14 protein-coding genes are annotated in these 25,578 nt (G+C 34.5%); 8 read left to right on the top strand and 6 right to left on the bottom strand.

The features are described 5' to 3' along the window. Window positions 1-81: 81 nt before the first annotated feature. The 5 genes from ccoN (at window position 82) to ABEG63_RS01445 (ending at window position 11,869) form a co-directional block, all read left to right on the top strand. Window positions 82-2,364, top strand: coding sequence for a cytochrome-c oxidase, cbb3-type subunit I (gene ccoN / locus ABEG63_RS01465; RefSeq protein ID WP_346582425.1), 2,283 nt, complete (start codon window positions 82-84; stop codon window positions 2,362-2,364). An 11-nt stretch (window positions 2,365-2,375) separates the two neighbouring features. After that, a complete protein-coding gene (locus tag ABEG63_RS01460) occupies window positions 2,376-3,263 on the top strand; it encodes a cbb3-type cytochrome c oxidase N-terminal domain-containing protein (RefSeq protein ID WP_346582423.1) in 888 nt (295 codons plus the stop codon). Window positions 3,264-3,574: 311 nt separating this feature from the next. Further along, window positions 3,575-8,605, top strand: a complete 5,031-nt coding sequence (locus tag ABEG63_RS01455; protein ID WP_346582421.1) for a translocation/assembly module TamB domain-containing protein — start codon at window positions 3,575-3,577, stop codon at window positions 8,603-8,605. Next, window positions 8,605-10,929, top strand: coding sequence for a BamA/TamA family outer membrane protein (locus tag ABEG63_RS01450; RefSeq protein WP_346582419.1), 2,325 nt, complete (start codon window positions 8,605-8,607; stop codon window positions 10,927-10,929). Before ABEG63_RS01455 ends, ABEG63_RS01450 begins: the two co-directional genes overlap by 1 nt. 1 nt (window position 10,930) lies before the next feature. Next, the gene (locus ABEG63_RS01445) at window positions 10,931-11,869 is read left to right on the top strand and encodes a YihY/virulence factor BrkB family protein (protein ID WP_312397605.1); all 939 of its coding nucleotides are present in this window, start codon (window positions 10,931-10,933) and stop codon (window positions 11,867-11,869) included. Window positions 11,870-11,982: 113 nt separating this feature from the next. Here ABEG63_RS01445 and ABEG63_RS01440 read toward each other — a convergent pair whose 3' ends face one another. From ABEG63_RS01440 to ABEG63_RS01425, 4 genes are all read right to left on the bottom strand, one after another. After that, window positions 11,983-12,840, bottom strand: coding sequence for a DUF4822 domain-containing protein (locus ABEG63_RS01440; protein ID WP_346582416.1), 858 nt, complete (start codon window positions 12,838-12,840; stop codon window positions 11,983-11,985). 144 nt (window positions 12,841-12,984) lie between these two features. Then, on the bottom strand, window positions 12,985-14,745 hold the full coding sequence (gene argS / locus ABEG63_RS01435; RefSeq protein WP_346582413.1) for an arginine--tRNA ligase: 1,761 nt from the start codon (window positions 14,743-14,745) through the stop codon (window positions 12,985-12,987). A 316-nt stretch (window positions 14,746-15,061) separates the two neighbouring features. Further along, a complete protein-coding gene (locus ABEG63_RS01430) occupies window positions 15,062-16,654 on the bottom strand; it encodes a SusD/RagB family nutrient-binding outer membrane lipoprotein (RefSeq protein ID WP_346582411.1) in 1,593 nt (530 codons plus the stop codon). A gap of 6 nt (window positions 16,655-16,660) precedes the next feature. Beyond that, complete coding sequence (locus ABEG63_RS01425) at window positions 16,661-19,585, bottom strand: SusC/RagA family TonB-linked outer membrane protein (protein WP_346582409.1); 2,925 nt, start codon at window positions 19,583-19,585, stop codon at window positions 16,661-16,663. Between the two features lie 134 nt (window positions 19,586-19,719). Here ABEG63_RS01425 and ABEG63_RS01420 point away from each other — a divergent pair, with 134 nt between their 5' ends. Further along, the gene (locus ABEG63_RS01420) at window positions 19,720-20,304 is read left to right on the top strand and encodes a ribonuclease HII (RefSeq protein WP_312397621.1); all 585 of its coding nucleotides are present in this window, start codon (window positions 19,720-19,722) and stop codon (window positions 20,302-20,304) included. A gap of 118 nt (window positions 20,305-20,422) precedes the next feature. Here ABEG63_RS01420 and yidC read toward each other — a convergent pair whose 3' ends face one another. Both yidC and ABEG63_RS01410 read right to left on the bottom strand, forming a co-directional pair. Beyond that, window positions 20,423-22,219: a membrane protein insertase YidC gene (gene yidC, locus ABEG63_RS01415; RefSeq protein WP_267402072.1), complete on the bottom strand. Its 1,797-nt coding sequence runs from the start codon at window positions 22,217-22,219 to the stop codon at window positions 20,423-20,425. 177 nt (window positions 22,220-22,396) lie between these two features. After that, window positions 22,397-24,004, bottom strand: a complete 1,608-nt coding sequence (locus ABEG63_RS01410) for a CTP synthase (RefSeq protein WP_346582403.1) — start codon at window positions 24,002-24,004, stop codon at window positions 22,397-22,399. 175 nt (window positions 24,005-24,179) lie between these two features. On the opposite strand from ABEG63_RS01410, the gene ABEG63_RS01405 reads away from it, so the two are divergent. Continuing rightward, window positions 24,180-24,779 carry a CDP-alcohol phosphatidyltransferase family protein gene (locus ABEG63_RS01405; protein ID WP_346582400.1) on the top strand — a complete coding sequence of 200 codons (600 nt, stop codon included), beginning with the start codon at window positions 24,180-24,182 and terminating at the stop codon, window positions 24,777-24,779. After that, window positions 24,772-25,575 (top strand): phosphatidate cytidylyltransferase, encoded by an 804-nt coding sequence (locus ABEG63_RS01400; protein WP_346582398.1) that lies wholly within the window; start codon window positions 24,772-24,774, stop codon window positions 25,573-25,575. The genes ABEG63_RS01405 and ABEG63_RS01400 overlap by 8 nt, the downstream gene beginning before the upstream one ends. The last annotated feature ends 3 nt before the right edge of the window (window positions 25,576-25,578 follow it).

The raw sequence follows: 25,578 nt of genomic DNA, 5'->3' as shown, positions 1-25,578 counted from the left end.
AATTAAAATTTAAGTTTAAAAATTATTCAAAAACTTCTGTTTTAAAGGAAAATATTTCTTCAGTACAATACAATTGGAATTATGGAGACGCAACAATTTAATTATGACAATACTATTGTCAGAGCATTCCTCTATGCTACAATCGCATTTGGTTTGATCGGTTTTTTACTCGGTCTTACCGCTGCACTGATGCTTTTTTATCCTGAACTTCCTGAATTTTTATTCGGAACGGATGATACGACAATTAAGAGTTTAGCATCCGGAAACATTCAGGGACTGATTAATACACAAGGAGCCTTAGGTTTCGGAAGGATCAGAATGTTGCATACGAGTGCGGTGATTTTTGCGTTTGTCTGTAATTCCTTTTTCTGTGGCGCGTATTACAGCATGCAGCGATTGCTGAAAACGAGAATGTACAGCGATACCCTTTCGTGGATTCATTTCTGGACATGGCAAATTATGATTATTTCTGTAGTGATTACGTTCTTAATGGGAATCAACACCTCAAAAGAATATGCAGAACATGAATGGCCGATTGATATTTTAATTACCGTTTCGTGGGTTATTTTCGGGATCAATATGTTCGGAACAATTGCTAAAAGAAGAGTAAGACATCTTTATGTTGCCATTTGGTTCTACATCGGAACGTGGCTGGCTGTAGCAATGCTTCATATTTTTAACAACCTTGAAGTTCCATTATCATTTACAAGTTGGAAATCTTATTCGGTTTATGCAGGTGCGAAAGACGCCTTGGTACAATGGTGGTACGGTCACAATGCAGTAGCGTTTGTATTAACAACTCCAGTTCTTGGTTTGATGTATTATTTTTTACCAAAAGCAGCCAACAGACCTGTATTTTCCTATAAATTATCCATTATTCACTTTTGGTCATTGATCTTCGTTTACCTTTGGGCTGGTCCGCACCACTTACAATATACGGCGCTTCCGGCTTGGGCTCAGGCTGTGGGAACAGGTTTTTCTATCATGCTGATCGCACCATCTTGGGGAGGAATGCTAAACGGACTTTTAACACTAAGAGGTGCCTGGGATAAAGTAAGAGAAAATCCTATCTTAAAATTCTTCGTAGTCGCTGTGACTTGTTACGGAATGGCAACTTTCGAAGGACCACTTTTAGCGACAAAATCTTTAAATAAAATCGGGCACTATACCGACTGGGTAATCGGTCACGTACACTTGGGAGCCCTTGGCTGGAATGGTTTCATGGCATTCGGAGTGGTGTATTATTTGATTCCGGTGATGTGGAGAACCGAACTTTGGTCTAAAAAATTAGCCAACTGGCATTTCTGGCTGGGAACTTTAGGAATTATGTTTTATGCCGTACCTATGTATATTTCAGGTTTCACTCAAGGATTAATGTGGAAACAATTCAACCCAGACGGAACTTTATTATGGAAAAACTGGCTGGATACTGTAACTGCTATCATCCCATACTTTAAAATGAGATTTTTAGGAGGTATATTTTATCTTTTGGGAGCCATCTTAATGGTGGTGAATGTCTTTAAAACCATCAGACAGGGTTCATTCCAAAAAGATGTTCCGGCAGAAGCTCCGGCATTGGCAAACATCGGAACAGCAAGAAAAGAAGGCGAAGGCGTTCACCTTTGGCTGGAAAGAACACCGAAATTATTAGCCATATTAGCGTTCGTTACTATTGCTATCGGAGGTATTGTGGAGATTATTCCGACATTAACTTTAAAACAAAGTGTTCCGACCATTACGGCAGTAAAACCCTATTCACCTTTAGAATTGGAAGGAAGAGATTTATACATCAGAGAAGGCTGTAACTCATGTCACTCCCAGATGATCCGTCCGTTTCGTGATGAAATTGTAAGATTTGAAGGTAAAAACGGGCAATATTCTAAAGCAGGAGAATTTATTTACGACAGACCATTTTTATGGGGATCTAAAAGAACCGGACCCGATTTGCACCGAGAAGGAGGAAGAAACCCGGATTCATGGCACTTCAAGCACATGTATAACCCTAGAATTACTTCTGCAGGATCTATTATGCCACGTTTCCCTTGGCTGATTACCAATAAACTAGACAGAACACAGATGGTCAACAAAATGAAATTGATGAAAAACTATTTTGATGTTCCGTATTCCAAAGCAGAAATTGATTCCGCTAATGCATGGGCAGATAATCAGTCGAAAGCCATTGTGAAAAGAATTTATTCCGAAGCTTCAGATGTAAAAGATCAGGTAGAAAAAGACAGAGCAGCAAAAGGAGCATCTTACGTTCCGTTGGAGCAAAGAGAAATTATAGCCATGATCGCCTATCTGCAAAGGCTGGGAACAGATATTAAAACCACTCAGATTCAGACTGCAAGCGCTGTTAATTAAAATTGAATACAATGAAAACGAGAACCCCAATATCAGTCTACATCGCTGTAACGATAGGTTTAACCATTCTTGCCTTCGAAATGTTTGCACAGGATACCGCCTACTTTTCATCACCCTTTTTCTGGGGATTGATTCTGATAACGATTATTCTTTTATTCATCATGAACTCCATTGGAGATCTGGTTGAAAACGAAAGTTTCAAAAAATTATCAGATGAAGAAAAAGCGAAATTTTTAGAAGAAAAAAATACGCCTTATTATCTGAAACTTTGGAATTCTGCTTTCAAAAAACAGTCGGCGACAGAGGAAAAAGATATTCTGATCGATCATGGATTTGATGGAATTACAGAGCTTGACAACTCCCTTCCAAAATGGTGGATTGGTTTATTTTACTTCGGATGTATTTTCTGCGTAGTCTATCTTACGGCGTTTGCCTTCACAGATTACGCCCATCCCGAAGCAGAATTAACGGTAGAAACAAAGAAAATGCTGGCTTCGATTGAAGATTATGAAAAAACAGCACCTCAGATCAATCTTGAATCCGCAAAATACAGCGCAGACAACATTGCGGAAGGTCAGGAATTATTTAAAACCAATTGCGTAACCTGCCACGGAGACGGTGGCAAAGGAGGAATCGGGCCAAACCTTACAGATACACATTGGATTAATATCAAAGAAAAAAGCCTTTTCAAAAATGTATTCTGGATGCTGGAAAACGGTTCGCCGAATAATCCAACCATGCGACCATTCATTAAAGAAGGAACTATTACAGGAAGAGATGCCGAAAAAATTGCCGCTTATGTTTATCATATCAACCAGGAAACTGCTCCGATTACCCAAGCTCAGGGCGGCGCTGCTCCACAAGGCGAAAAAGTAACGTGGGAAAACGGAAATAATTAAAAAATAAAAAAATTTATTACCTAACATATAAACCATGCCAAGCCCCCTTTTAACACTAACATTTTGAATTTTCATTTTTGCTAAACCTTTTCATACAACAGAAAATCAACACAAAAGGGGGCTTTTTTTTAAAACTACAAATCCGCGCCTTGGTTGTTTATATCAACTAATTCACTTGACGACTAACTAAACTAAATTCCATAATAGGCAGCCGAGGCAGGATTTTTGCATAACAAAAGGGTACCACAACAATTATAATTAACATATTTTTCTCAAATGATTTATTATCTTTGTTTTAAACCCATCCACATTTGAAACGAAAATTTAATACTAAAAAATTCCTTAAGCGAACACTAATTACCATTATTTCTATATTGGTTTTTCTTACCCTGCTTATCTTCAGTTTGCGACTTCCGGTAGTTCAGAACTTCATAAAAGACAAACTGGTCGTCTATCTCGAAAAGAAAATAAAAACAAAAGTAAGCTTAGAAAGGGTTTACATTGGGTTTCCAAACAGTCTTGTTATGGAAAATTTGTATTTAAAGGGGCAGGATGTTGATACCCTTTTGGCGGTAAAAAAACTGGATGTTGGCTTGAATATGCTTAAACTTCTCAATTCCACAGCAGATATTACTTCGGTAGATCTTGAGGGAACGAGAGCCAATGTAGTAAGAAAACCAGACGGAAAATTCAATTTCGATTATATCATCAATGCTTTTGCTACGAGTGATAAAGAGGAAAGTCCGTCGAAACCATTCATTATTTCTTTAGATAAAATAAATTTAAAAGATATTGGCGTTACTTTCAACGATCAACAGTCTAAAAATGATATTAAACTTTACTTTAAATCTTTCGATACGAGGGTAAAAACATTCGATCTTACCAATAACAAATACGCTGTAAATGATATTAATCTTGACGGATTAAAGCTAAAACTGAAAAAGGATCTTGTAAAAGAAGTTTCTAAGAAAGTTGAGAAAAAAGTAGATTCTCTTAATAATCAAAAGCCTATGCAGATTGGTTTAAGAGGAATAAAACTGACCAATTTCGATATCGATTACGGTGATGATAATACCAAAACTTTTGCTAAAGTTTTATTTAAAGAACTAAGCACGAAAGTCAATAAACTTGATCTGGAAAACAATGCTTACAATATTGGTAATGTAGTACTTTCCGGGGCAGATGTTAATGCGAATCTTTATCTTCCGGCTCAGGATGCCAATCCTAAAGACAAAAAAGAGCCTGAAGTTTCAAAAGCTTCCGATAAAGAAAAAGCCATGCAGCTTCTTTTAGGAAAACTGGTTCTGAATGATGTAAAAGTAGCCTACAACAATACCGCCATTGCTCCTACAAAACAAGGTATGGATTTTAATCACATGAATTTTTCTAAAATGAATGTTGAGGTTCGTAGTTTCAAAATGGACAACAATACGTTCGCTGGAACGGTAAATTCCGCAGAAATTCAGGAAGCTCGAGGTCTTGATATTCAAAAATTCAACACAGATTTTGTGTATGCAGAAAAAGAGGCTTATTTGAAAGATCTTTACCTGCAAACGCCAAAAACGTTGATTCGTGATGAGGTGATTTTAAATTATGAATCTATCGATCAATTAACGTCTAATTTAGGTGCTGTAAAAATTTCAGCTAATATTAAAGATTCCAAAATAGGTTTCGCTGACATTTTGAATTTGGTTCCTACTTTGAAAAGTACCGTTCCATTTAATAAATATCCGAATGCTATCCTTAGTGTAAACGCTAATGTAAAAGGAAGCGTGAATGATCTTTTGATCAATAATCTGAAAGTTTCAGGATTGGATCAATTACGAGTTGCCGCTTCTGGACGCATCAAAAATGCAATGAATCCTGATAATTTGTATTACGATTTGAGAATTGCAGAATTTTCATCATCGGCAAAAACGATCTTCAATTTAGTTCCGAAAAATACAATTCCGTCAAATATTTCTTTACCGTCGAATTTCAGTATTAAAGGAACGGCAAAAGGGACTACGAAAGTTGTCGATACCAATTTGAACCTCTACTCTACTCTTGGAAATGCTTCGCTGATTGCAAAAGTTGATATGCGCAGAAAAAATCACGAATTGTATGATGTAAAAGCAAATCTTCAGGCCATACAGGTTGGGAAAATTATTCAGAATAAGGATATCGGACCTATCTCGGCTCAAATTTATGCGAAAGGTGAAAGTTTTGATTTCAAAAATGCTAAAGCAGATCTTAAAGGTCACGTGGCATCGGCTGTTTACAAAGGTTACCGCTATCAAAACATGAATCTTACCGGAAAAATAAATCGTGGTGCTTATAACATTTTGCTAGATTCTGAAGATCCGAATGCTAATTTAAAATTAACAGCTTCGGGCGTTTATGACGAAAAAAATCCTACGATTAAAGTAAATGGGGAAGTTATAAAACTTGATGTAAACAAATTAGGTTTCTATGAAAAACCAATGATTATTGCAGGTAAAATTGATGGTGATTTTACAAGCATTGATCCTGATAATTTAAACGGTTATTTAAACTTAAAAGATTTTGCTTTTTCTGATACCAAAGAAGTATATCCGGTTCAGGAACTGAATTTAAAAGCTTCTTCTACTAATGATTCCACGAAAATTGTTTTCAATTCTCAGGTTGCAGATGTAGAACTGGAAGGAAAATATAAATTAACTCAGATATTTGGAGCATTATCTAATACGATCAATCAATATTATCAGTTTCAAAAGCCTGGAAAAACAGAGAAAATTACAGCAGGACAGTTTTTTACCTTCAATGCTAAAATTAAAAATGATGATATTATCAGAAAATTTGTTCCGGATCTGAAAAGTTTTGAAACCATAAATATCACCGGAAATTACGATGCCGATTCACAAAAAATTGAAGTTGACGGACAAATTCCGCAATTGCTATATGGTGAAAATACAATTGAAAATGCTTCATTAAAAATCACCAACGAAAATCAGGCTTTACAGTATACACTGAATGTTGCCGCACTGAAAAGTTCAAGTCTGGCTTTAAATAAAGTCAGCATTAATGGAGATGTCGCAGATAATACCATCAACTATAACGTAACGACAAAAGATGAAAAAGATGTAACGCAGTTCCTGATCGCAGGTAATGCTAAATCGATGAACGATATTACAGAAATTTCATTGAATCCGAATGGTTTAAAATTAAATTATACTGACTGGACGGTAGGTGAAGGCAATAAAATACAGATCAGCAGCAAAGGAATTTTGGCAGATAATTTCAGACTTTCGAATGGCGGAAGTGAAATTGCTTTGCAATCTGAAACGCAAACCCCGAATTCTCCTTTAAATGTTTCGTTGAAAGATTTTAAAATTGAAACGATTACAGAATTAATTAAAAAAGATACGGTTTTAGCAAGAGGAACCATCAATGGAACGGCTCAGCTGAGAGATTTAACCAAAAACATGACATTTACTTCAGATTTAAATATCTCTGATTTAATTGTCTATGGAAATCCTGTAGGAAATGTGGTTGCCAAAGTAAACAACACTTCGGCCAATATCATCAATGCAGATGTGGTACTTTCTGGAAATAATAATGACGTGAAACTTTTGGGAGATTACAACACATCTTCCAGCACGTTTGATTTGGATATGGCGATCAACAAGCTTCAGATGAAGAGTGTACAAGGTTTCTCTATGAACGCCATTACCAACACGGAAGGTTATATTTCTGGTAATCTGAAAATTACAGGAAATGCTGACAAACCGAATATTTTAGGTAAAGTAAAATTCAATGATGTTGGATTGGAAATTGCCAAAACAGGAAGTGATTTCAGAAAACTGAATGATGAAATCGACTTTACCAACCGTGGAATTGAGTTTGATAACTTCAAAATTAACGATAAAGACGGAAATTCTCTGAAAATTAACGGTCAGGTTTTAACGCAGACTTATAGAGATTTTGCATTCAATCTTGATTTAAATGCGAAAGATTTCAAAGTGGTAAATTCTGAAAAATCTAACGATGCGATGATGTACGGAATTTTAGCGATTGATGCCGCTTTGCATATTCGTGGAGATCTTGACTTACCAAAAGTAGACGGAAGATTAGCCGTTGCAGATAATACAGATTTCAGTTTTGTATTGCCACAATCGAGCCCATCTTTACAGGAAAGAGACGGGATTGTAGAATTTATCGATCAGGATCAGGTTGTTTTAAATAAAACGGTAAAAGCAGATTCGTTAAAAGCTCAAAGCCGCATTAAAGGAATGGATGTGAGTGTGAATATCGAAGTCAGCAAAGAAGCTAAAATGTCGATTATTATTGATAAAGCCAACGGAGATTTTGTAAAACTTCAAGGAGAAGCAGAATTAACAGGCGGTGTTGATCCATCAGGAAAAACCACTTTAGTTGGTGTTTATGAAGTAGAAAAAGGTTCTTATGAAATGTCGGTAAGTTTGCTGAAACGTAAGTTTGACATTCAGAAAGGAAGTACAATTACCTGGACTGGTGAACCGACTGCTGCTACAATGGATATCACTGCCGTTTACAAAACCGAGGCTGCACCGATAGACTTAGTGGAGCAACAACTTAGCGGTGAAGCAGCGACGACACTGAATCAGTATAAACAAAGAATAGCTTTCAATACTTTACTGAAGATGAAAGGCGAATTGTTAAAGCCTGAAATTAGTTTTGATATTACCACTGATGATAAAAATAATGCGGTATCTGCCGATGTTGTAAATACAGTTGACGCAAAACTGGCTCAATTGAGAACTCAAGAATCGGAAATGAATAAACAGGTTTTTGCGTTATTGTTATTGGGTAGATTTATAGGAGAAAATCCATTTGAATCCAGCGCAGGAATGTCGGCAGAAGCTATGGCAAGACAAAGTGTGAGTAAACTTCTTTCTCAGCAATTAAATAATCTAGCTTCAGGATTAATAAAAGGAGTTGATATCGATTTAGGTCTTGACTCGTCTGAAGATTATTCCACTGGAGAAAAAAATACAAGAACGGACTTAAATGTAGGTTTGAGTAAAAAATTATTAAATGACCGTTTGAAAGTTTCTGTAGGAAGTAATTTTGCTTTGGAAGGAGACGCCCGTCAGAATGAAAACACAACCAATATCGCAGGAGACGTAAAAGTAGATTACAGCCTTTCCAAAGATGGAAGATATATGCTTCGTGCTTATCGTAAAGATGAATATCAGGTGGCTCTTCAGGGGCAAATCATAGAAACGGGTCTTGGTTTTATCATCACGTTGGATTACGATAAATTCCGTGAGATTTTCCAAAAAACAAAAAAAGACAGAACCAAAAAACAAAATAAAAAAAAACAAGTGGTAGAATTTAAATAATGAAAAGTAAACTTAATATCTATTATAAATATTTGTTCGCTTCGGGATTTGCCGCAGTCAGTCTTTCGTGTAGCAATGTAAAATACCTGAAGGAAGGTCAAATGCTTTACACAGGCGGAGAAGTGAAAATCGAAAATGATACCATTTCGAAGAAAGAAAAGAATGAACTTCAGGCTGCATTAGAAGCTAATTTAGTTCCAAAACCCAACTCAACCATTTTAGGATTAAGACCTAAACTCTATTTTTATAATATTGCGAAAGAGCCTAAAAAAGACAAGGGCTTTAATTATTGGTTAAAATATAAAATGGGGGAAAAACCTGTTTTATTAGGAGATGTAGATCGTGAATTCAATAAAGATATTATTGAAAATTATTCTGAAAACAAAGGATATTTCAATGCAAAAGCAACGTACGACACCGTTTCTAAAAATAAAAAAGCTCAGGTAATTTATACATTAAAACCTGGTGCAAGATATTTAATTAGGAATGTTAAATTTCAACAAGATTCAACGCTTGTTAATAAAGAAATTCAGGCGACAACCGATAAAACATTATTAAAACAAGGAAACCCTTTTGATTTAGATGTTATAAAAAGCGAGAGAGAACGTATTGATAACGGATTAAAAGAAAGAGGTTTTTATTATTTCAGTGGAGACAATATTATTGTTCAGGCAGACAGTACGGTGAGTAAAAATCATAAAGTCGAGCTGAATGTTAAACTAAAAGATGATACTCCGAAATTGGCGACAGAGCAATTTAGTATTGATAAAGTTGTGGTTTTTCCAAGTTATAATATTCAGGATGTAAAAGACGGAAAATATCAGGTTCCCATGCCCACAGATTCTCTTCCGAAATACGCTTATGATAATATTTATGTCATAGATCCTCAGCATAAATTTAAACCGAAGATTTTCGACCGAGCGTTATACTTTAAAAAAGGAGATTTATATAACCGTTCCAATCATAACCTTTCATTAAACCGTTTAATCAGTTTAGGCGTTTTCAAATTTGTTAAAAATGAGTTTGTAGTTTCAGATTCTCTTAATCATAAATTTGATGCCTATTATTTATTAACACCAAGGCAAATTCAATCACTCAGATTGGAAGCTTTAGGAAGAACAAACTCCGCAAATTATGCAGGGAGTGAGCTCAACTTAAACTGGACACACAGAAACTTCTTTAAAGGAGCAGAACAATTTAAAGCTTCAGTATATGGTGCTTTTGATGTTCAGATGGGAGGTGGTGACAATTCTAAAAATCTCTTCCGTGCCGGAACTAATGTTCAACTTTCGATTCCTAGAATTGTGGCGCCTTTCCGTTTCAATTCATCCAGTGCTTTTGTTCCGAGAACCAATATTAGCCTTGGATATGAATTTCAGAACCGAAGAGAATATTATACGCTTAATAACTTCACCGGTTCTTTTGGATATAACTGGAAGGAGAATGCAAGAAAAGAACATGAGCTAAAAGTGATAGATATCACATTGGTTTCTCCTGCAAATGTGACCAAATTATACGATTCTATTGCAACAACTCCTGCGTTAAAAAGAATTGTAGAAAAACAGTTGATTTTTGGGCCTACGTATACCTATACTTATACAAATACCATGCTTCCAAAAACCAATACCATTTATTATAAGGGAACAGTAGATTTGGCAGGAAATATCACAGGGCTGGTAACAGGTGCTAATGCAAAAAAAGATAAACAAAAGGAAATTTTTGGTATTCCATTTAGTCAATATGCTAAAATTGAAAACGACTTTAGATTCTATCATAAGTTGGCGGAAAAAAGTTCTTTTGCAACAAGATTTATAGGTGGGATTGCTTATCCATATGGAAATTCAGAATTTATACCTTTTTCCAAACAATTCTTTTCAGGGGGTAGTAACAGTATCCGTGCTTTCCGCGCGAGAACACTAGGTCCCGGAAGCTTTGATCCAAGAACCATTCCTGTGGGGACATTATTAGATCAGTCAGGAGATATTAAGCTGGAATTGAATGCAGAATATCGTGCCAATTTATATAAATTCTTAAACGTTGCTGCCTTTGTAGATGCAGGAAATATATGGTTATTACACGATGATCCTTTTAGACCGGGAGCTAAATTTTCAAAAGATTTTTTAAACGAAGTAGCTGTCGGAGCCGGATTTGGTCTAAGACTTGATTTCTCTATATTAATTTTAAGATTAGATCTAGCAATGCCTTTACGAGTTCCTTATTATGAAAAAGGGGACAGATGGACTTTCGACAGAATCAATTTTGGAGATTCTAGCTGGAGAAAAGATAATCTTATTTTGAATATAGCAATCGGATATCCTTTCTAATATGGTACAAAACATAAAATTTTTCTGGGAAGCTTTAAAAGAAACTTTTTCTGAATGGAACAGCTCATCTGCGTCTAAAGACTCTGCAAGTTTGGCGTATTACGCTATTTTTTCCATTCCGGGATTGTTAATTATTATCATTTGGGTGGCAGGATATTTTTTCGGAGAAGAAGCGATTCGTGGACAAATTAGCTCACAAATCAGCGAATTCATGGGAACTGAAGCCTCCAAAAGTGTAGAAAATATGATCGCCGGAGCTTTAATTGATAAGAAAAATTTTATCATGAAAGCAGTAGGTGTAGGATCATTAGTTTTTGGTTCCACTACCCTATTCTTTCAACTTCAGCAATCCCTAAACAGCCTTTGGGATGTAGAATCTGCTCCTAAAAAAGCGTTGGTAAAATTTCTTTTAGACAGAGCCAATTCATTAGGTATGATTCTAATTTTAGGATTTTTATTAATGATTACCATGGTTTTATCATCATTAATCAGCGTTTTCAATAATATTATCACTAAATATTTTGGCTTTGAAACCTATATGTTGGTGGAATTAGTGAACTTCGGAGTTGGATTCGGGTTTATCATGCTACTTTTTGCCATGATGTTCAAAGTACTTCCCGATGTACAAATTAGCTGGAAACCCGTTTGGAGAGGCGCTTTTCTTACAGCCGTTTTATTTACTTTAGGTAAATTTTTATTAAGTCTTTATTTCAGCAAAGCCAATCCAACCTCAGCGTTTGGAACAGCAGGAACCGTAATTCTTATTATGATGTGGATTAATTATTCCTGTATGCTCGTATTTTTCGGAGCTGAATTTACAAAGGTTTATGCCTATAAAAGAGGCTTTAAAATTATTCCTTCTAAACACGCCAAATGGAGTAAAGCTAAATTATATGAAGAAAAAATTGAAGCTGAAGCAAAAGCAGAAAACCAATCTTAATTTTTTTTAATTCAAACATTTCTCAATACAATTTTTCAAAATTTAATTGACGTATAAAAAAATAAAATCCTACTCAAATTGAGTAGGATTTCCCATATTACCAAAAAAACAACCTATAAAGGTTCGTTGTGAGTTACCAGAGTATGAATGATATCGTAATATACATTCGGATTAGATGAATTTGGGATAATTCTGTACGTGAATTTACCGTTGTTCAATTCTAAAATCTGAACGTCTCTTGTAAAAATTACAGATCCATCATCATTTTTAGCCACAATAGTTCTTGTTTTTCCGTCTGGAGAAATAGACCAGTCGCCTTTATTTCTTAACACATTATTTAAACCATAAATGGCATACGTTCCATTCGCTCTGAAATAAGCATAGCCTACATAGCTGGATACATTGGCATTATCCAAAGCAACATTATTCCCCTGATTATCCTTTGCACCCGTAGTTTCCCAAGGTGTAGAAGCTAAAGTCAGCTGTCCGTTTGCAGGTTCTGCATGCGTTGTCTTGGTATGAATAATATCAAAATATACTGCAGGATTAGAAGAATCTGTATGAATTCTATAGGTGAAAACATTCTTCGTCAGTTCAAGAATTTCGACATCACGCGTAAAAATTGTAGTTCCGTCAGGTCTTTTAGACACAATCGTTCTGGTCTTTCCCGAAGCGTCTATAGACCAGGTTCCCATTGATCTTATTGCATCATTCAAACCATAAATGGCAAATTTGCCATCCGTTTTAAAGTAAGCAAATCCTACAAATCCCGAAACCCTTGCATCAGTTAGTGCAACAGCATTTCCCTGATTGTCTTTAGCACCCGTAGTTTCCCAAGGTGTGGAAGACAGCCTTTGAGAAGGAGTTAATTGCTCTTCTGCCACTGTATCGTTATCATTAGAACATGACATCATTGGAGTTGCCAAAGCAAACGCTACAACGAAATAATAAATTTTCTTTAATTTGTTCATAATTGTTTTTTATTATTCACAAACTTACCTCCTTTTTCACTCTAAAAATTGTATAAAACATATCATTTGTTGTAAAAAATATCACAACAAAAAAACAGCTACGTTTCCATAGCTGCTTATATATTCTTTAAAATTCAAAAAAATTTACATTCTGTTTACCGTTCCGATTCCTAATAAGCTTAATGACTTTTTGATTGTTTTTGCCGTAAGATCAGATAAATTTAAACGGAATTGTGTAATATTTTTATCTTCCTGATTCAAAATCGGACTGCTTTGATAGAACGAATTGTAAGATTTCACCAAATCATAAACATAATTTGCTACCAAAGCCGGACTTAAAGCTTCTGCCGCTCTCGCAACTACTACTTTATAATTCGCCAATTGCATAATCAACTCTTTCTCAGATTGGCTTAAATCAATGGAATAAATTTCTTTAAATTCAAAAGAAGCTTTCGTTAATAAAGACTGAATACGTGCATAAGTATATTGAATGAAAGGCCCTGTATTTCCGTTAAAATCAATACTTTCTTCAGGGTTGAACAGCATTTTTTTCTTAGGATCAACCTTTAACATGAAATATTTTAACGCTCCCATACCTACGCTTTCGTAGTTATCATTCTTTTCTTCTTCGGTAAAATTTTCTAATTTGCCTAGCTCTTCCGATTTAGATTTAGCAATATCGTGCATTTCCTGCATCAAATCGTCTGCATCAACCACCGTTCCTTCACGAGATTTCATTTTCCCGTTGGGAAGCTCTACCATTCCGTAAGATAAATGATACAATTGATCTGCCCAAGAATAACCTAATTTCCCTAAAATCTTAAACAAAACCTGGAAATGATAATCCTGTTCGTTTCCAACAGTATAAATTAACTTCTGGATATTATTTTGTTTAAAACGTTCTACGGCAGTTCCCAAATCCTGAGTCATATACACCGAAGTACCGTCTGAACGTAATAATAATTTTTGATCAAGGCCTTCATCTGTAAGATCACACCACACAGAACCATCTTCTTTTTGATACAGAACTCCTTTATCTAAACCTTCCTGAATAAGGTCTTTTCCTAAAATATAAGTATTGCTTTCGTATTGAATCTGATCGAAACTTACACCTAATCGGCTATATGTTTCATTGAAACCTTTATACACCCAAGAGTTCATTTCGTTCCAAAGATTTCTTACTTTTTCATCGCCATTTTCCCAGTCCAACAACATTTTTTGAGCTTCCTTCATTAAAGGAGCCTCTTTTTTAGCCTGATCTTCAGAAACGCCTTGTTCAATCAGTTCAGCAATTTCTTTTTTGTATTCCTGATCGAATTTTACGTAATAATTTCCAACGAATTTATCTCCTTTAATATTTTCAGCATCGGGAGTTTCTCCTTTTCCATATTTTTCCCACGCCAACATCGATTTACAGATATGAATTCCTCTATCATTAATGATTTGAGATTTAATCACATCATATCCAGCCTCTTTCAAAATTTGAGAAACTGAAAAACCCAAAAGGTTATTTCTGATATGCCCTAAGTGAAGAGGTTTGTTGGTATTCGGGGAAGAATATTCTACCATTACCGTAGAATTTTTCTTTTCTATATTTTCAAAATCACTATTTACAGATTGAAATTGATCTACAAAAAACTGATTTTTAACTTTAACATTCAAAAATCCTTTTACCACATTGAAGCTTTCCAATAATTCGGTTTGCGTTGTTAAAGCTTCGCCCAATTCTACTCCAATACTTTCTGGATTTTTCTTTAATTGCTTCACCAAAGGAAAAGTAACAATGGTAAAATCACCTTCAAACTCAGTTTTATTTTCCTGAATTTCAAGGTTAATATCTTTTAACTGAAAGACGTTTAAAATTACTTCTGATAATTTTTGGTCTATTATATCTTTAATATTCATCTTCTATAATTACGCTCGTACAAATTTAATAAAAAAAGACTTCATTTCTGAAGTCTTTATACTAAGGAAGGCAATTAAGATCCCACTCTGAGCAATATCTCTTTATAGGATCCCAATTAATACAGCAAGGTGGAGCAGCACCTCCTTGAATTTTTTTAAGGTCAACAGCACTTAATTTTTTTAGATTTTTCATATTAAATATTTTAGTAACCTAATTTAGTAAAAAATATGCATTCAATACTAACTATTTTCAAAATAAAAACCGCCCGAAGGCGGTTTTCATGTGAATGTTAAAATATTAAAATTTGTTTTCTTATTAATTTGTGTCCCAAATTAATTTTGTATTCATTTGGTCCCCACCAATAGCACTAGCAGCAGCTTGATAGTTAGTAGGATTTAATGTTTGTACTGATGTTGGATAATATAATCTATTAGGTAAATCAGACAATCCTGCTATTAAAGATGTAAATGTATATGTTGTTTGTCCACTTGTTGTTGCAACATTCAGGTTAGCTGTTTGCCCTGGTTTCAACAAAGTATTCGGATATCCCGTTCTTCTATATTCTGCCCAAGCTTCATATGGCTGCATAAATAAAGCAACATATTTCTGATTAAGAACATTTTCTTTAGAAGCGGCAGGTAAAGCATTAATAAATGTTGTAATAGTTGAAGCATTAACCCCCCATCTCTCCATTGAAGCTTTAACTCCATTAGTATAGTTTGATTGAGACCATCCATTTGCTTCACTTAATAAAAACTGTACTTCAGCATACTCCATTAAAACCTCTGTATAACCTGGCTTCAAAACATTTTTACTAAAGAAATTAGCGGTAGCAGCCTGACTAGCAGTTAAAGAACTTGGAATTCCATAAGGCATACCGTTAAAATCAGCTGGATCTGTGGATTCTGCTGATGTTCCATCTAAAATCTCTTTTTGTGAAGTTCCTACAGGACTTGCATATTTGAATAAACGAGGGTCTAATCCATAGCTACCCGTTTGCCCTTTTAACAATTGAACGAATGTTTTCGAAATTGCAAAATCTGTTCTTGTACGGAAATTATCAAACATCGGTGATGGATTTACCAAATTATTTTCATAAGTAAGGCCAACATTGTCATCATTTGATGTCATAACTCCAGAAGCGATAGCATCTGTGATGTGAGCTTCAGCTCCAGGAACAACTCCTTTTACCCTAGTTGCAACACGCAATCTTAAAGAATTAGCAAACTTTTTAAGCTTTATTCCTTTACTTGTTCTTACATTATTTTCCATGTAAGAAAATAAATTATCCCCAGAAGTAAATACAGGCTGATTTACCTCAACCATTTCAGATGCTTCTTTAAGTTCTTTTAAAATATCGGCATATACTTTTTGCTGGCTTGCAAACTTAGGCTGTAATGTAGCATCAATATTTAATGCCTGAAAATCAGCATCTTTATTACCATAAGAATAATATGGTATATCTCCAAAAGAATCTGCTAATGTAAGGAATACGTACGATAACATAACTCTTGCAGCTGCAATTTGATTTTCATTTGGACCATATACACTCATTTGAGATTTTGTGGCAGGATCTGTATTCAAATCAATAATTTGTTTATAATCCTGTGCAACTCTATAAGAAAAGCTCCATAAAGAAACTCCAGTTGACAATCTATATTGATATCTATCTTCTTCTGTATATCCAGTTTGAGCTGAATACTGAACCCATGGTAGCGTAATTCTTCCTGACTGCCATTCATCTCTTGTGTTATCCATAAGCTCCTTATTAGCGCTATTGAAAATACCAGTAGGTAAAGGTTTATCAGTAGAATTAGGATTCTCATCAATTTCATCGAATTTATCTGAGCAACTATTTGACACTAACGTCAATGATAGGACAGATAATATTAAAAATATTTTTTTCATTTTAGTTTAAAATTTAAAGTTAACATTAACTCCATAAGTTCTTGTAGAAGGCAAAGAGCCACCTTCCATACCTTGAATATTACCAGAACCATACGAAGTATTTTCCGGATCAATTCCTTTATTTGCTAAGTTCCAAGCAAATAGGTTTCTTGCAAAAGCAGAAATTCTAACACCTTGGAAAACATTGCCAATAAGTGATTTTGGTAAATCATAACCAAGAGTAATGTCTCTTAATTTAATATAGCTTGCATCAAAAACATTTTGAGCATCAACAGTATTATAATATGTACTACCCCATGTTTGAGCATCTAATAGAATATCATTTGCTGTACCATCTTCTTTAACCCCTGGTAAAATTATACCAGCTTCTCTATTTCCTCCAAGCGCTGACTCCTCAGACATACCAGAATACATTCCCCACATATTTGTAGTTGAGAAATATTTTCCTCCTTGTTGAATATCAATTAAGAATGATAAGCTTAAAGACTTATATTTAATTGTATTTCTGAATCCCATGTTATAATCAGGAAGGATAGATCCTAATGATTTAATTTCAGAAGCCTTATAAAAACCATTCTCATCTATAACTTTATTACCGTTAGCATCATAAACATAATCTGTACCTAAAATTGTTCCATATGCCTGACCAACTTGAGCAACTAATTGTGCTCTAAATGGAGCATTTGTCAATACATAATTTTGTAGATCTTGGTATAGATTTACTAGTTTATTTCTATTTCTTGCAAAGTTCCAAGTTAAATCCCATGAGAAGTTCTCATTTCTAATAGGAGTTACTGTAACCATAGCTTCGATACCTTTGTTAGTCATTTCTCCTGCATTGATATTTTTATACAAATATCCTGTTGCTGGGTCTACCGGTAAAGCAATAATTAAGTCTTTTGATTTTGTCTGATAATATGTAAAATCAAGACTTACTCTATTTTTAAATAGACTCGCTTCCAAACCAATTTCTTGAGTAATTTTTAACTCAGGCTTAATGTTTGGATCATTTTTTGTATTAGGATTAGAATACTGAGGTGCTCCGTTGAAAGGCAAGCCAATTTCAGTATATGTCAATCTACTATAAGGAGCTGTACCTAAAGCAATACTAGCCCAACCAGCTCTCACTTTACCAAATGATAACCAATCAGCCTTAAGGACCTTTGAGAATACAAAACTTCCTGTTACCGATGGATAAAATTGAGAATCATTTAACATGGAGAACCAGTCATTTCTTCCTGTTGCTTCTAAAAATAATAAATCTTTATATCCCAAAGAAACTGAGGCAAACAAACTCTTGATTGACGAATGAGAACTATTATTTGTTGCTAATGAGTTTTCAATTCCATTATTTAAATTATATAAGTTAGGAATAATTAATCCTCCCACGGTTGTACCCCTTAACCAACTCATTTTATTATCTCGTATGTTAAAACCTCCAACAGCATTTACACTTAGATCTCCAAATGTATTGTTATAGTGAGCTCTACCTTCGTAGTTAAATTCTGAAACCGTTCTTTTTTCAAGAGTATAATTTGAAACAGCCTGCGAACCAACTGCTACTCTAGTACTTATGTTTTGTGTATATGTATCTCCATATACTTTGCCAACGATATAAAAATGCTTATCAAAGTTATATGTTAAACCAGCATTTCCAAAAAATCTGTGTCTGCTATCGTTTGATGTATTTTCATAAATAGTCCAATATGGATTATCAGAATATTTAGGAGTTCCATCGCTCCATGATGTTCTGTTCCATGTTCTTTGACTTCCATCGGCTAATTTATAATCTTTTAGCTTAGCAAAATCTAAATTTCTTTGTCCAAACTGATAAAATTTTTGGGCAACAGAGTTATCACCATATCCAACTTCTGGTCTGTTAAAACCTTCTGTGTGAACATAATTAATAATAGCCTCTGCCTTTAAATTGTCTGTCAATTTAGAATTTAGATTTACACTGAAGTTATCTTTTTTAATTTTTGATGTAGGAATTATACCACTAATATTTGTGTTTGTATAAGACAACCTTACGTTTGTATCACCAAATGATTTAGCTACAGCTACATTATTTGTATAAGTAACACCAGTATTGAAGAAAGAATCTACATCATTTTTAGGAGCTACAAATGGAACCGCCTTTAGATAATCGTTTGAATATTCTGGATCAAAGGCATACCAAGGAAGATACATTAGATTTGAATCATATCTAGGGCCCCACGAAGCATCCGTTTGATATTCTTGGATATTATATGTAGTTCCGTTTATGCTCTGTGTTGGAAGTGTAAATTGAGAACCTCCTCCATAAATATTTTGTAGTTTTGGTCTAATATAAATACTTTCGAAAGCAACTCCTGTATTTAATTGAACATCAGTTCTACCTTTTTTTGCAGATTTTGTTGTATACAAAATAGCACCATTCCCTGCTCTTGAGCCATATAAAGCTGCTGCTGGTCCTCCTTTTAGAACAGTTACACTTTCAATATCATCTGGGTTAATATCGAAAGAGGCGTCTCCATAATCTCGACCACCTGCACCTCTTTGTGTATTAGTATCATTTACATTCGAGTTATCTAAAGGAACTCCATCTACAATAATCAATGGTCTGTTTTCTCCAGTAATAGAACTAATCCCTCTCATAGTAATTCTGGTAGATCCTCCCATTGTACTAGGTGCTGTAACCTGTACCCCTGCAACATTTCCTGACAATGCACTTACTGCATTATTTTGTCCTGCGTCAGAAAGAATATCTCCTTTAATTTCCTGAGAAGCATATCCAAGAGCTTTTTTCTCTCTTTTAATTCCAAGGGCAGTGACTACTACACCTTCGATTTCCTGAGTTCTTACTGTGTCACTCTTCTTTTGCTGAGCATTCGCAACAGCTAAAGATGAAGATAACACCAATGCAAGAACACCAGCTGTTAGTTTCTTCATAATCAAATTATTTTTGTACCGTACAAATTTGTAAAACTTTCCTAATAAAACAAAACAAAAACTTAAAAAATTGTTATTTTTATCATAGTTTTTAAATTATTGCTATTTTTGCAAGATTAAAAATGTTAATTTTTATGGAATTAATAAAAAATTGGACAAATCTTTACATCGAAGCAGGGTGCGATGAAGTCGGAAGAGGATGTTTAAGCGGACCAGTGGTTGCAGCAGCGGTAATTTTGGATGATGATTTTAAGCAAAATTTGGTTAATGATTCCAAAAAGTTAAATTTTAAGACGAGAATGAGTCTCGATGAATATATAAAGGATAATGTAAAAAATTATGCTATTGCAGAATTACCTCCTGCATTTATTGATGAGCATAATATCCTAAATGCCAGCATACATGCTATGCATCAGGCACTCGATAAATTAACAACAAGACCTGAGTTTATTTTAGTAGACGGCAACAAATTTCATCCCTATAATTTCATTCCACACCAGTGTATTATTAAGGGAGATTCAAAAGTTTTATCTATTGCTGCGGCATCTATTTTAGCAAAGAATTATAGAGATAAACTGATGATCGAGTTACATGAAGAGTTTCCGGACTATGGCTGGGATACCAACTTCGGGTATGCCACAAAAAAACATCAGGAAGCCCTGATAAAGCATGGTCCGACGAAATATCACCGTCAATCTTTCAGATTAAAATATGATTAAATAGTATAGACGATAAATTATGACTTTCATAATGGGCTAACGTAAATTTAAATTCTATCTAAATAAAAAAAAGAGAAGCAATATTCGCTTCTCTTTTCTGTTATATAAGATTATTTATCTATTTCTTTTTTCTTTGCTGCTCTTGCACTTTTTGCTGTTCCTGAGCCTTTTCCATCATTTCTCTCATACGTTTTTGGAACTTACCTTCAGCTTTTGGCTTTTCTTTATTCGCCTGAATCTGTGCATGAATTTTCTTTTCATCGAGAATCACATACTTAATCACAAGGATAATTAAGATGTTAATCGCGTTTGAAACGAAGTAATACCAAGAAAGACCAGATGCAGAAGTATTCAAGAAGAATAAGAATGTAATCGGGAAGATATACATTAATACCTTCATATTTGGCATTCCTTCTTGTTGTGGCTGCTGCATATTTCCTGAAGTCATCACCGTATAAATTAAGATTACAACAGTACATGCAATTGCAAAAATACTCAAGTGATCTCCTAAGAAAGGTACTTTGAATGGCAACTTAATAATATCATCATACGCTGTTAAATCTTTTGCAAACCAGAATCCTTTACCTCTCAAATCAATAAAGTTCGGGAAGAAACGGAATAATGCGTAGAAAATAGGAATCTGAACCAACGCCGGCAAACATCCCGCCATTTGATTAACTCCAGCCTTTCGATAGATTTCCATCGTCGCCTGTTGTTTTTTCATTGGATCTGCATCCTTGAATTTAGCATTTGCTTCATCAATTTCCGGACGAATTACTCTCATCATCGCACTTAGCTTATGTTGCTTGTACATAATTGGCGATAAGATTAATTTAACTAAAATTGTTAATAAGAAAATTGCCCAACCAGCAGTTAATCCCCAAGATGCAATGAAATTGTAAATAGGAATAAAGAATCCTCTGTTCATCCATCCGATGAAAGACCAACCTAATGGTAAAATTTCGTCGAAATTTTTATCGTAAGATTTTAACAATGGTAAATCCAAAGGCATGAAGTACCAAGTAAAATCCTGATTCAATTCACTTCCAGTCATTTGAACAAAACCTTCATAGTTTAGCTTTTTCAAATATTCACCTTCTTCTACGTTCTCCTGATTTCCTTTACTTTGAGTAAATCCGTTTTTAGCTTCAATTACAGAAGCAAAGAACTGCTGTTTTACACCAATCCAGTTCAGGGTTTCTTTTTCTTCTTCCATCGTTGTTCTTCCATCATAATCATAATCTTTATAATTATTGAAAGCATACGAGAATTCTGAGTGAGACTGCTCCTGAGCTCTACCTTTTTCAAGGTTTCTTACGTTATAATCCCAGATAAAATCTGCTTTATTATCAGCCGTAATTTTCGCAAGCCCTTGAGTTCTTACTTTAAAATCTAAGGTATATTTTGGGAGTAAAGTGTAAATGAATTGAATAACAGCCCCGTTATAATTAGCCGTCATCGTTACCGCATTTCCGTTAACAGTTGGTGCAAAAACAAGATCTTTTGTATTAATTACCTTCCCTGTCTTATCTTTGAATTGGAAACCGTAGTTTGAATTATTTTTCGTGATCAGATACAACGGAAGATCTGCATTATCCGTTTTATGATCATATGCTTTGTATTCTGCAAGTTCTACTTTAGAAACCTGTCCGCCCAAACTTGCAAATTCCACTTTCAATTCTTTGTTAGAAAGATTCGCAGTCTGAATAGCGTTCGGAGTTACATTTGGATTGATATTGCTTGCCTGAGACTGTTTTACGGCATTTTTTACCTGTTCGGTCTTTTGTTGCTGAGCTTTTACCTCTTCTTCTTTCGATTGCTTGTTTTGGAAATAAAACATGAAACCAAAAAGAACCACGCATAAAACCGCAAAACTAATCATTTGACTTTTATCGAGTCCGTTGTTCTGTTGCATTTTATCTTAATTAAATTTTTAAACTTTTTCTGTACGTACATATGTACGTATTTCGAGTCGACAAAAATACTGTTTTTTTATCAAAACTCTATACTATAATACGTTACTATATAATAAACTCAGGCTGAGAATAATCAGTCTGAGTTTATATATGACGTTTGTAATCTGTAAATTACTTTATTTCTGCGTACAAGCCTTAATAAAAGCTCTGAATAAAGGATGCGGTGTTGCTACCGTACTCTTGTATTCCGGGTGATATTGTACCCCAACGTAGAATGGATGATCCGGCATTTCTAATGCTTCCACCAATCCTGTTTCAGGGTTTGTACCTGTTGCTAAGAAACCGTTTTTCTCGAATTCTCCAATATATTCACTGTTGAATTCATATCTGTGACGGTGTCTTTCGGTGATATTTTTTGCACCGTAGATTTCGTTTAATTTAGAACCGTTTTTCAATGTACATTTCCATGCACCAAGACGCATTGTTCCACCTTTATCTACTACATTTTTCTGTTCTTCCATCAAAGAAATCACAGGATGTTCCGTAGAAGTATCGAATTCCATTGAGTTTGCCTTAGTATAACCAAGAACATTTCTTGCAAATTCAACGGTCATTATCTGCATTCCCAAACAAATTCCCAACATCGGAACTTTATTTTCTCTTGCATATTGAGCAGTCAAAACTTTACCTTCAATTCCTCTGTCGCCAAAACCTGGAGCGACAAGGATTCCGCTAACACCAGCTAGAGTTTCTTTAATATTTTCACTCGTCAAATCTCCACTGTAAACCCATCTGATTTTCACTTCAGTTTCCAAATCTGCACCTGCATGTTTGAAAGCCTCAGCAATGGAAATATACGAATCCTGAAGAGAAACATATTTCCCAACTAATGCAATTTCAATCGATTTTTTAGGATTCTGGAATTTCTTTAAGAAAGATTTCCAGTCTTTAAGATCTGCTTCTTTATCACTTTTCAGATCTAATTCTTTAAGAACTACATCATCAAAATTTTGTTTTTGAAGATACATTGGAACTTCATAGATTGTTTCCAAATCCTTACACTCAATCACATTATCTAAAGGAACGTTACAAAACTGAGCCAATTTCGCTCTCTGATCTTTCGGAATTTTATGTTCTGTTCTACAAACTAAAACATCCGCCATAATTCCGCTTTCCATCAACTGACGAACAGAATGCTGAGAAGGTTTTGTTTTTAATTCTCCACTTGAAGCCAGATAAGGCAACAATGTCAAGTGAATCACCATAGAATTTTTCTCACCCAATTCCCATTTCAACTGGCGAACAGTTTCGATGTAAGGTAAAGATTCAATATCCCCTACAGTTCCACCGATCTCTGTAATAATGATATCGTAGTTCTGCTTAGATAAAATTTTAATTCTACGTTTAATTTCGTTTGTAATATGAGGAATTACCTGCACTGTTTTTCCAAGGAAATCTCCTTTTCTTTCTTTTTCGATTACAGTTTGGTAAATTTTTCCTGTCGTAACGTTGTTGTTTTGGGAAGTCGGAGCATCAAGATAACGCTCATAGTGTCCTAAATCCAGATCCGTCTCCGCGCCATCTTCGGTTACATAACACTCTCCGTGCTCGTAAGGATTCAAAGTTCCCGGATCAATATTAATATAAGGATCAAGCTTTTGAATAGTTACGTTGAAGCCACGTGATTTTAGTAGAAGTCCAAGAGAAGCTGAAACGATTCCCTTTCCCAAAGATGAAGTTACACCTCCTGTCACAAAGATGTACTTTGTATTCTTTTTACTCATTAGATTAGGTTTGTGCAAAGTTAGGGGAAAAAGAAATACAAAGCAATTTTGTTTTAAGTTTAAATCCAAATGTCTTTTTCATTTATAGATGAATAATCACAAAGAACTTTAGATTTGATAGATTTTTTTATCTAAATTTGACTTTCATCAAAACTCAAAAAACTAATAGACATAAATGATTTCCGTATACAAACTCAAACCAAAATTCCAGCAACTCCTCACTCCTATCCTATTATTTCTTCATCGAAATAAAATTACAGCGAATCAGATTACGATAAGTTCAATCTTGCTTTCTGTCATCATCGGAATATTATTTTGGAACGCAGATCATTCAAAATGGTTTTTCCTAAGCTTACCTATCGGCTTATTAATAAGGATGGCACTGAATGCTTTGGACGGAATGATGGCAAGAAAATTCAACCAAACAAGCAAATTAGGTGAGGTTTTGAATGAAGTCGGTGACATTGTTTCAGACGTGATTATTTTTTTTCCTTTGTTAAAATTTCAACCCGAAAGTTTATATCTCATCATTATTTTCATTATTTTAAGCATTATTAATGAATTCTCAGGATTACTTGGAAAAGTGGTTGGCAAAAATCGACGTTATGACGGACCGATGGGAAAAAGCGACCGCGCGTTGATCTTAGGATTATATGGATTATTGATTTTTTTCGGGGTAAATATTTCAGGAATTTCCAATTATATTTTCGGCATTATTATCGCTCTTCTCATCATCAGTACATTCACAAGATTAAAGGAATCTCTGCATGAATAAAGAAGAAAACAAATTTGCCGACGTTCCCTTACGCGTAAAAACATGGATATACATCATCCTCGTTTTTGCCATCGGAATTTCGCATCCTTTTGCCATGAAAATCTTCGTTTCGTGGATTGCTTTTCAAAGTTTTTTTGAATTTTTGAGATTATTTAAAATCAATTCAAACCGAATTATTCCGTCCATTTTCATCGGAATTTCACAATTTGTATTGTTAATTTTTTTCCGTCTTGAAAATTATTTTCTTTGCAGTTTAGTTTTAAGTTTAATTGTTCTGATTTATTTTTCATTATTAAAAACTCCTTTGCAACAGATTTCAAAAATAGGAATTGCCTTGATTGTCTGCCTTTTTGCTTTTCCGCATTTATATTTTATCAGAGAAAATTTTTCAGGAATCAATTCCATTATTTTTATTGTTGTCGTCACAGAATTGAATGACGTTTTTCAATATTTAATGGGTAAATTCTTCGGAAAACATAAAATTACTCCACAAATCAGCCCCAATAAAACATTAGAAGGATTTCTCGGCGGAGTTTTTCTGACAATCATTTTAAGCAATATTTTAGGATTTTTTTTATTGAAAACTAATATTTTAGTTAATTCAATTTTGGGATTAACATTAGGAATTTCAGGATTTTTCGGAGACGTTTTTATGTCTTATTTAAAACGGAAAGCCAACATCAAAGACACGGGAAAATTTCTTCCCGGACACGGTGGATTATTAGACAGAATGGACAGCTTAATTTTTAATGCCCCTTTATTTTTCTGGCTACTTCCTTACCTTTTAAAAATTTAAAAA

Source organism: Chryseobacterium sp. C39-AII1 (genome assembly GCF_039672645.1).
GTDB lineage: Bacteria > Bacteroidota > Bacteroidia > Flavobacteriales > Weeksellaceae > Chryseobacterium.
This window is presented reverse-complemented; position numbering and strand designations above follow the sequence as displayed.